General features: G+C 69.1%; 11 protein-coding genes. 5 read left to right on the plus strand and 6 right to left on the minus strand.

All coding sequences use genetic code 11. The features are described 5' to 3' along the window. Window positions 1-564: 564 nt before the first annotated feature. Both G6016_RS05775 and G6016_RS05780 read right to left on the minus strand, forming a co-directional pair. A complete protein-coding gene (locus G6016_RS05775; RefSeq protein ID WP_182631733.1) occupies window positions 565-759 on the minus strand; it encodes a hypothetical protein in 195 nt (64 codons plus the stop codon). 96 nt (window positions 760-855) lie between these two features. Then, window positions 856-1,455, minus strand: coding sequence for a TetR/AcrR family transcriptional regulator (locus G6016_RS05780; RefSeq protein WP_241729810.1), 600 nt, complete (start codon window positions 1,453-1,455; stop codon window positions 856-858). Between the two features lie 297 nt (window positions 1,456-1,752). Between G6016_RS05780 and G6016_RS05785 the strand changes: the two genes are divergently transcribed. Continuing rightward, window positions 1,753-3,423, plus strand: coding sequence for an AMP-binding protein (locus tag G6016_RS05785; protein WP_182631742.1), 1,671 nt, complete (start codon window positions 1,753-1,755; stop codon window positions 3,421-3,423). Window positions 3,424-3,493: 70 nt separating this feature from the next. Here the strand turns inward: G6016_RS05785 and G6016_RS05790 are convergent, their stop codons facing one another. The 4 genes from G6016_RS05790 to G6016_RS05805 all read right to left on the minus strand — a co-directional run bounded on the left by G6016_RS05790 (window position 3,494) and on the right by G6016_RS05805 (window position 5,921). Continuing rightward, window positions 3,494-3,988, minus strand: a complete 495-nt coding sequence (locus G6016_RS05790; RefSeq protein WP_182631743.1) for a hypothetical protein — start codon at window positions 3,986-3,988, stop codon at window positions 3,494-3,496. A gap of 80 nt (window positions 3,989-4,068) precedes the next feature. Further along, complete coding sequence (locus G6016_RS05795; protein WP_182631735.1) at window positions 4,069-4,347, minus strand: YrhK family protein; 279 nt, start codon at window positions 4,345-4,347, stop codon at window positions 4,069-4,071. 57 nt (window positions 4,348-4,404) lie between these two features. Further along, entirely contained in the window at window positions 4,405-5,193 is a 789-nt protein-coding gene (locus G6016_RS05800) for an SDR family NAD(P)-dependent oxidoreductase (RefSeq protein WP_182631736.1), read from the minus strand. A gap of 110 nt (window positions 5,194-5,303) precedes the next feature. Further along, window positions 5,304-5,921, minus strand: coding sequence for a TetR/AcrR family transcriptional regulator (locus G6016_RS05805; RefSeq protein ID WP_182631737.1), 618 nt, complete (start codon window positions 5,919-5,921; stop codon window positions 5,304-5,306). Window positions 5,922-6,003: 82 nt separating this feature from the next. Here G6016_RS05805 and G6016_RS05810 point away from each other — a divergent pair, with 82 nt between their 5' ends. The 4 genes from G6016_RS05810 to G6016_RS05825 form a co-directional block, all read left to right on the plus strand. Then, complete coding sequence (locus tag G6016_RS05810; protein WP_182631738.1) at window positions 6,004-6,480, plus strand: nuclear transport factor 2 family protein; 477 nt, start codon at window positions 6,004-6,006, stop codon at window positions 6,478-6,480. Window positions 6,481-6,519: 39 nt separating this feature from the next. Then, window positions 6,520-7,248, plus strand: coding sequence for a TSUP family transporter (locus G6016_RS05815; RefSeq protein ID WP_182631739.1), 729 nt, complete (start codon window positions 6,520-6,522; stop codon window positions 7,246-7,248). 23 nt (window positions 7,249-7,271) lie between these two features. Beyond that, entirely contained in the window at window positions 7,272-8,075 is an 804-nt protein-coding gene (locus G6016_RS05820) for an SDR family NAD(P)-dependent oxidoreductase (protein WP_182631740.1), read from the plus strand. A 61-nt stretch (window positions 8,076-8,136) separates the two neighbouring features. Then, window positions 8,137-8,849: amidase (locus G6016_RS05825; RefSeq protein ID WP_182631741.1), on the plus strand; the 713-nt coding region annotated here is incomplete at its 3' end.

The raw sequence follows: 8,849 nt of genomic DNA on the forward strand, positions 1-8,849 counted from the left end.
CCACGGTCCTGGCCGGGCCTGATCCGGCGCTCGCCACGGGCCCGGTCGCACACGGCGCGGCGGCGGTGGTTCCTGAGGGGCCGCCGGCCCGCTGTAGCGCGGACGACCACCCGCGTGAGGCGGCTTCCAGGGGGAGTGTTCCGAGCCCGTCATGCCCATAGGGTCACATGGAACCGATGGTCATGGGGCCAGGTGCGCAGATATTCGTCGCCCCCGCGGGTGGGCTCGCGGGATGAAAGATCCAGGTAGACCCCGACAGGGGGCACGTCGCGGCGTCACTGTTGTGTGGTCCACGGGGTGTCGCTACTCTCGGGGAAGTCGGTGGCGAAAGCTGATACCCCCCCCGCCAGCTGTCGCCGACTCGGCCGCGATGTGGCGAACCCGCTGACCCTCCCCATGGTCGCGACCGGCACATCGTGCGTCAAGAATCGCCGGCGGCCGCGTTGTCCCCCCTCCGCGGCCCCGGCGATTCCCTCATTTCCGGCCCGGGCCTGCCTGTGGATCCCTGTTCTCCGGATTCACCTGCCCCGATGGGCAGGCCCGGCTAGGGCGTGGCGGCTGGTGTCAGTCGACCGGGTTGTCGTCGTCGTCACCACCAGGTCCCGGCTCGTCGATCGGCACCTCGGCGGACTGGTCGGCCACATCGGCAGGGTCGGCCTCGCCGACAGTTCCCACCTCGACCGGCGCGGGTTCGTACTCCTCCTGGGTCGTGGCGCCCTCGGGCGTGTACTCCTCGGGATCGTGATTCTCGGCAGTCATCAGCGTGCCTCCTCGCGTTGCTTCCACACAGGGACACCTCCCTGACTAGCAGCGTCCGCGCCGGTCCGCCACCTTCGGCGGGGCAGTGGAAAGGGGTCAGGGATTGGTGTGGCGCGCGGTGAACTCGTCGAGCAGGCCGTACACCGACGAGCGGATGATCGTGCGCAACTGCTCGGGAGTGAACGCGTCCGGGGTGATGGTCGAGGTGGTCCCGAGCCCGGAGACCAGCGCGAACAGTGAGCGGGCCAGGGCGGTGACCTCGTCTTCCGGCGCGTCGGTGCCCACCTTCCCGGTGAGGTGGCCGGTCAGGGCGGAGATCTGCTCCACAACGTAGACGTGCAGGATCTCGGCCAGCCGGGGGTTGTTCAGGCTGGCGGCCTGGAATGCGGTGAGGATCCGCCAGAACCGCTGCGAGTCGACGTTGTGCGGCAGCGTTCGTACCGCGTTGTCGATCCACTCCTCCAGATTCGTGGACAGGGGCTCGGAGCCGGCGGTGAGGTCGGTGAGCGCAGTCCGGAGCGCCGCCTCGAGCAGGTCTTCTTTGTCCGCGTAGTAATGCGAGATGTAGCCGGTGGTGGCTCCCAGGTGCTTGGCGATGCGGCGCATGGAGACGCTGTCGAGGCCGCCCTCGGCCACCAGTGCGCACGCCGCGGACGCGATCTCGCGGCGGTTGGTGTCGGTACCCGAAGGCGGCATGGTCACGGTCGTCCTCGCTTCTGGTCCGGCTGGAAACGACGTGGTGGGCCGGACACACAAGCGTTCACAGTAATCCACGCCGCCTTCTTGTGACGAGCAACACATGTGGGCTAGCATCGCTCACCGGACGACTTCACACAACAGTTGTTATATCGAGGCTTCACGGCGCCGACCAGCGCAAGAGATACGAGGGACACACGAATGAGCAGCACGACCCACACGAACTTCGCGGCCGCCACCACCGACACGGCCGGGACCACCGGCACGGCCGGGGCCACCGCCGTCGAGGTCCAGCGGATGCTCCCGGCAGAGGTCGCCGAGCAGCGGATCACCTTCGCCGACATCCTCGCCCGTCGCCGGGGCGATACCCGGCCCGGCCTGCTGTTCGAGGACCAGAGCTACACCTGGGACGAGGTCGTGCGCGAGTCCGAGAAGCGGGCGGTGGTGCTGCGCCGTCTCCGCCGGGGCGACCGCCCATTCCACGTGGGTGTGCTGCTGGAGAACGTGCCCGACTACATCTTCCTGATCGGCGCCGGCGCACTGGCCGGGGCCACGATCGTCGGGATCAACCCCACCCGCCGCGGCGCCGAACTGGCATCGGACATCCGGGGCGTGGACTGCGACCTCATCGTGACCGACTCCGGCCAGGCCGCCCTCCTGGACGGGCTCGACACGGGCGTCGACGCCGACCGGATCCTCACCATCGACAGCCCGCAGTGGCAGGACGCCGTGGCTACTGCAGAGCACGAGCAACTGCCGCACATTCCCGAGGCGAACGACCCCTCCACCACGCTGCTGCTGACCTTCACCTCCGGCTCAACCGGCGCGCCCAAGGCCGTCATCTGCAGCACCGGCCGCCTCTCCTCGCTCTCGGCCATCAACCACCTGTCGTTCACCCGCGAGGACGTCACCTACAACTCGATGCCGCTCTTCCACGGCAACGCGATCTTCTCCTGCTGGGGCCCGTCCGTCTTCACCGGCGCGACGTTCAGCATGCGCCGCAAGTTCTCGGCCTCCGGCTTCCTACCGGACGTGCGCAGGTTCGGTGCCACGTTCTTCAACTACGTGGGCCGCTCGCTGGCCTACATTCTCGCGGTGCCCGAGTCGCCGGAGGAGCAGCAGACCCGGCTGCGCCTGGTGTTCGGCACCGAGGCCTCGCCGCACGACCGAGACGAGTTCGAGCGCCGCTTCGGCACCCGCCCCATCGAGAGCTACGGCTCGTCGGAGGGCGGGGTCGTCATCAGCCTCACTCCCGATTCCCCCCGCAACGCGCTGGGCGTGCCGCCGGAGTTCATGGACGTCTGCGTGCTCGACGCAAGCGGCGACGAGTGCCCGCGCGCAAAATTCGACGCGGGCGGACGCCTCCTCAACCCGGACGTCGCGATCGGCGAGATCGTCAACCGCACGGGCGCCGCGATGTTCGAGGGCTACTACCGCAATCCCGATGCCACCGCGGAGCGCGTGGACGGCGCCACCTACAAGTCCGGCGACCTGGGCTACCGCGATGAGGCCGGTTTCTTCTACTTCGCCGGTCGCGGTGGTGACTGGCTGCGCGTGGACAGTGAGAACTTCGCCGCCGCACCCGTCGAGCGAATCCTGGCGCGGTTCCCCGGCATCGTGTTGGTCGCCGTCTACCCGGTTCCGGACCCGCGCACGGGCGACCAGGTGATGGCCACCCTCGAGATGGCGCCGGGCGAGTCCTTCGACCCGGAGGCCTTCGGCAACTTCCTCACCGAGCAGTCGGACCTGGGCACCAAGTGGGCGCCGCGGTTCGTGCGGGTGGTGCGCGACATCCCGGTCACCGCGACGCGCAAGATCGACAAGAAGGACCTGCGCCGCCAGTCGTGGACGGTGGAGGACGCCGTGTACCTCGGTGACACCAAGACCCACGAATACCACCGGATGGACGACGACGAGAAGGCCGCACTGCTGGCCGAGTACGACCGCTACGGCCGATCACCGGCCTGACCCGTACCTGGGACTGCTCGAGGCGGCCGGGCAGTCCCGAGGTCCGCACGGCCGAATGCCGGGTAGGCGCCTAGGAGTTGGCGATCGCCAGGATGATCCAGACCGGTAGCCACAGTCCCGCGGTCAGAAGCGTCAGTATCAGGTGCAATGCATGGTTGACGCGGCGACTGTTGTGTACGACCACCGTCTGCTGTAAGGGCTGTGGCGGGTACATGTTCGGGTACTGATGCTGGGGATACGGGCCGGCGCCGAACTGGTGCGGAAGCGCGAGGTGCTGGGGAACGAACTGCTGGGGCTGGGGATACGCAGGAGCCGGCGGGTTCCCGTACGGCAGACCGCCCTCGTGTGCGAGCGGCCCGGGAGCCGCTCGGTCAGACGCCGCATCATGTGGGGCGGGCATGGAGAGGCGCGGGGCCGACCCCGGTGAAGGCGCCGGTGGGAACCTGCGGGTCTCGGCGGACGGGATGCCCGGGTCCCGGGAGTCGAACGCCTCTGTCTGCCCGGCAGGGTAGGCGAGTTCGTTCGCGCGCCGGTCGTGCGCAGGTGAACGGTACTGCTCGTGCATGACACTCTCCTCGGCAGGCTTGGCACCAATGTACGTTGCATGTCCGACACGCTGGGGAGTCGCGACGTCCAGTGTAGTGGTCAGAAGTCCTGGCCGGAGTCGGCGTCGCTGTACCCGCGCCTGCGCAGGTGGAGTCGACGACTGAGCCGGATGACCGGCCGGATCAGCATCTGCACGCTGCCCACGACGAACAGCGCCGTCGCCGTGGTGGTTGTGGCTTCGGAGAAGAACAGGATGCTGCCCATGACGAACCAGATGCCGATCAGCACGTCGTTGGCGATGCTCAGCGTCTCGTAGCGGTCTCTGATCACCAGTACGTCGGGGCCGAGGGGGATCCGGGCTGCGTGCGGTTCCGACATGGTCCCGACCCTAATTGTTCTGCACCCGCGCGCACCGTGGGCGGACGGCGTCCGGAATCAGTCCACGTCCGGCGCCCACTGGACGCCGTTGATGTGGCTCCCGCCGTCAACGAACAGCGTGTTGCCCGTCAGGTAGCGGCTCGCGTCGCTCGCGAGGAACGCGGCAACGGGCCCGATGTCGTCGAGCGGGTCACCGACTCGACCCATCGGATTCGCGGCGGCCATGCCCGCCGCCATCTCCGGGTTCGCCTCGGCCACCCGCCGGTACGCCTCGCTCTGGGCGCCGGGGCAGATCACGTTGCAGCAGATCTGCCGCGGCGCCCACTCGCGTGCCGCGGTCCGGGTCAGGGTGCGCAGTGCCTCCTTGGCGGCGTTGTACTGCACGGAGTACATGTGCGCGTTGACGCCGTTGAGCGAGCACAGGTTGATCACGCGCCCCGTGCCGTGCTTCTCCAGCTCCGGCAACGCCGCCTGCATCGCCCAGAACGTGGCCATCACGGCCATGTCGAATCCGCCACGCAGCTTCTCGTCGGTCATGTTCTCCAGCCGCGCGAAGCCGGAGCCCTTCCACGCGTTGTTGACCAGAATGTCGAGTCGGCCGAAGCGGTTCGATGCCGCGGCGACCATCGCGAGGACCTGCGCCTTGTCGGTCACATCGGTGCGGACGAACTCCGCCTCGACCCCCCACTCGTCCCGCAGCCAGGTCGCGGTGTCGGCGCCCGCGGTCTCGTCGATCTCCGCCACGATCACCGAGGCGCCCTCTCTGGCCAGCGCCCCGGCGATCCCACGACCGATTCCCATCCCGGCTCCGGTCACCACTGCCACACGGCTGTCAAGAGTTCCCATACCCACCTCTAAGTCAATGCTTTACGAGTAGCTACTGAAACAAGTTCTACCCGGTGTCGTGGCAGCGCACACAGGATCGGTGGAGATGTGGGTCGTTTCCCGCCGGGAGGTCAGGTGCTCGCGTCGTCGGACCCACCGGTGACCACCCGGGCCAGGAGGTCGGCCAGACGTTCGTCGATGCCGGCACGTTCGGGCTCGGGGATGTCGAGCGCGTCGAGCAGCGCTCCGCGCAGGACGGGCCACCCGTAGACGGCCGTGAACACCAACAGCAGTTCGACGTCGCCCGCCGGCGGGGGATCGTTCATGCGTCGCAGCTCCGCGGCCGGGCGCAGGGAGGGGTCGACCATCGGCGGAAAGGCGGCGTCGCGGTCGAGTGCCAGCCAGGCCAGCAGGCGGCTGATCTCGGGATGTGACGAGGCGCCGAGCAGCATGCCGCGGACGGCCTCGCCGGCGTCGTCGGTGTTCTCCAGGCGTGCGGCGCCGAACCGGACCGCATCCTGCATGACTGCGGTGATCAGGGCTTCCTTCCGGCCGATGTGGCGGTGGATCAATCCGAGGTTCACTCCGGCGGCGTCGGCGATGTCGCGCAGCGGTACCTGCGGGCCACGCTCGGAGAATAACCGGCGGGCCTCGCGCAGCACGGCCGATCGGATCTCGTCCCGGCCGGTCGGGCGGGCCGCGGCCTCGGGTGCGGACGTCTGCTCGGGAGTCGGACTCTCGCGTTCCATTCCCAAACTGTACACAATTGACTACAGTCGCAGTGGTGCACGTAGAACACGTGCCAGTTTCCCGTGCGAAAGGCCCTTTCTGATGACCTCCCGTGACCGCCGCGACGACATCGACGCAATCAAGTCGCTCAAGTACCGCTACCTGCGCTGCGTGGACCTCCGCCTGTGGGATGAGCTCGCCCAGACCCTCGCGCCGGAGGTGACCGCCTCCTACGGCAAGCGCCTGTCCTACACCGGCCGCGACCAGGTGGTCGAGGGGCTCAGGGGGCAGATGACGAACGACGTGGTCACCGAGCACCAGGTCCACCACCCGGAGATCGAGGTCGACGGCGACACCGCGACGGGCCGCTGGTACCTGCAGGACCGGGTGATCGTCCCGGCCTTCGACACGTACATCTTCGGCGGCGCGTTCTATGACGACGCGTATGCGTACATCGATGGCCGCTGGATGATCTCCAAGACCGGCTATGAGCGCACCTACGAGGCCATGATCAACCTCAAGGACGTGCCCAGCTTCCAGCTCAACGACAACCACCTCGCCCCGACCGACGACAAGTAGGAGCGAGGGCGGGCGAGTAGACGGGACGAGCGCATCGGCGTGGAACTGATCGGGGTCGCGGTCCTGTGCGTGGCCGTGGCCTCGGTCATCGGCGGGGCGACGGGTTTCGGCACGTCCCTCATGGCCACCCCGTTCATGCTCATGGCCGGGGTCGGGCTCACGGAGACCGTGGTGATCAACCTCGTAGTGGCCCTGGTGACCCGCGTCGGCGTGACCTACCAGCTGCGCCAGCACATCGACTGGCGCCGGGTAGCGCTGCTCGGCGGGGCCAGCCTGCCGGGGGCGTGGCTGGGCGTGGAGACCGTGAGCATGCTGCCCGAGCAGCACCTCAAGCCCGCCGCCGGCGTGATCACCGTGGTATGCGGCCTGGCCATGGCGCTGCCCACCTCGACAGGCGCCAGGCCGCCGGCGGCGTGGCTCACCGCGGTCACCGGCGCCGTCGGCGGCTACTTCTCCACCACCACCTCACTCAACGGCCCACCCGTCGTGTTGCTGCTCGGCCGGGCCAAGCTGCCGCCGCTGAGCTTCATCGCCGACCTCGCCGGCTACTTCGTCATCACCAGCATCGTCTCCCTGTCGCTGCTGTGGGCGGGTACGGACGTCGACGTCCCGGCGATCCTGCCGATGCTCGCCGCCTGCGTCGTGGCCGGGGTGGTCTTCAACCAGATCGGCATCGCCATCGCACAGCGCCTGCCCACCCACTTTTTCCGCTCGGCCGTGATCGCCCTCGTGGTACTCGCCGGGATCGTCACCATCGTCACCTCATGAACCACCATCACCACGGAGGACCAATGTCAGCTCAGTTCCCCAACGATCTCGCCGGCGCCGACCGTGCGAACCGACTGGCCGGAAAGGTCGCGGTCGTCACCGGCGGCGGCCAGGGCGTGGGCCGCGGAATCTCGCTCGGCCTCGCCGAATCCGGCGCCGCGGTCCTGCTCGTGGGACGCCGTATGAAGAAGCTCGAGGCCGTGGCCGAGGAGATCCGCGCCACCGGCGGCACCGCCGAATGCCTGGCCGCCGACATCGTGGAGGAGGGCTCGCCCGAGCTCATCATCTCCACGGCGGTAGAGCGTCTGGGCGGTGTCGACATCCTCGTCAACAATGCGAACATGGCCATGCCGTTGCCGCTGTCGGACTACCCGGACGACGACTTCCGCAAGGCCTTCGAGGGCGGCCCCCGCGTCAGCCTGTCGCTGATGAAGCTGGCCCGCCCGGTGATGGCCGAGCGCGGCGGTGGCACCGTCATCAACCTCGTCACCTCCGCGGCCGTGCGCTGGGACGCCGCCAATTACGGCATCTACGCCGCGGTGAAGGAAGCCGTCCGCGCCCTGACCCGCGCCGCCGCCTACGAGTGGGCCGCCGACGGCATCCGCGCCCTCAACATCGCCCCGCATGCCCACAGCCCCGGTCTCGACTGGTGGATGGAGAACAACCCGGAGGAGGCCGCCGAGTTCGTCGCGGGCATCCCCGCCGGCCGGGTGGGCGACCCGCTGGAGGACATCGGACGGCCCGTGGCCTGGCTTTGTTCGGCGGAGGCCTCGTACCTGTCCGGTGCGACCATCCCGCTCGACGGCGGCCAGTCCCGGTGGGGCTGACCGGGCCGCCGCCGTTGTCGTCGTAATACCCACCCCACACCCCCACAAGGAGCCCCTCGCCATGAGCACCGACCCCCGCGACGCCCTGGCGCTCGCCGCCGACATCCGCGCCGGCGACCTCGGCCCCGCCGACGTGCTGGAGCAGGCCATCAGCCGGATCGAGGCCCACGACCCGGAGCTCAACGCCATGGTCGCAACCCGCTTCGACGAGGCTCGCGCCGAAGTCGCCGCGGGACTGCCCGACGGACCGATGCACGGCGTGCCGATCGTCATCAAGGCCCTCGGCACCGACGTCGCCGGGCTACCCGCCGCCGACGGGTCGAGGTTGTTCGCCGACGCCGTGGCCAGCGTCGACAGCACCATCGTCCAGCGCTACAAGGCCGCCGGGATGGTGGTCCTGGGCACCACGAACGTGCCCGAGATGGGCAAGACCACCACCACCGAATCTCTGCTGCACGGGCCGTGCCGAAACCCCTGGAACACCGGTTACTCCACCGGCGGGTCCAGTGGCGGTTCGGCGGCGGCGGTCGCCTCGGGGATGGTGCCCGTGGCCCACGCCACCGACGGTGGCGGCTCGATCCGCATCCCCGCCGCGATGTGCGGACTCGTCGGACTCAAGCCCAGCCGCGGCCGTGTCCCCACCTGGCCGCATCCCATCGGGCTCGCCGCCCCGGTGGCCTACCACCACGCGGTCACCACCACCGTCCGGGACAGCGCCGCGCTGCTGGACATCGTGGCCGGCCATGTGCCCGGCGACGCCTACGGGGCGCCCAC

The organism is Dietzia aerolata (genome assembly GCF_014144865.1).
GTDB lineage: Bacteria > Actinomycetota > Actinomycetes > Mycobacteriales > Mycobacteriaceae > Dietzia > Dietzia aerolata.

What these genes read in the sequence shown, in the direction of transcription:
- G6016_RS05780 (WP_241729810.1), bottom strand. Translation starts at nt 1,455, where the DNA reads ATGCCGCCTTCGGGTACCGACACCAACCGCCGCGAGATCGCGTCCGCG.
- G6016_RS05805 (WP_182631737.1), bottom strand. Translation starts at nt 5,921, where the DNA reads ATGGAACGCGAGAGTCCGACTCCCGAGCAGACGTCCGCACCCGAGGCC.
- G6016_RS05785 (WP_182631742.1), top strand. Translation starts at nt 1,753, where the DNA reads ATGCTCCCGGCAGAGGTCGCCGAGCAGCGGATCACCTTCGCCGACATC.
- G6016_RS05795 (WP_182631735.1), bottom strand. Translation starts at nt 4,347, where the DNA reads ATGTCGGAACCGCACGCAGCCCGGATCCCCCTCGGCCCCGACGTACTG.
- G6016_RS05775 (WP_182631733.1), bottom strand. Translation starts at nt 759, where the DNA reads ATGACTGCCGAGAATCACGATCCCGAGGAGTACACGCCCGAGGGCGCC.
- G6016_RS05800 (WP_182631736.1), bottom strand. Translation starts at nt 5,193, where the DNA reads ATGGGAACTCTTGACAGCCGTGTGGCAGTGGTGACCGGAGCCGGGATG.
- G6016_RS05810 (WP_182631738.1), top strand. Translation starts at nt 6,004, where the DNA reads ATGACCTCCCGTGACCGCCGCGACGACATCGACGCAATCAAGTCGCTC.
- G6016_RS05790 (WP_182631743.1), bottom strand. Translation starts at nt 3,988, where the DNA reads ATGCACGAGCAGTACCGTTCACCTGCGCACGACCGGCGCGCGAACGAA.
- G6016_RS05820 (WP_182631740.1), top strand. Translation starts at nt 7,272, where the DNA reads ATGTCAGCTCAGTTCCCCAACGATCTCGCCGGCGCCGACCGTGCGAAC.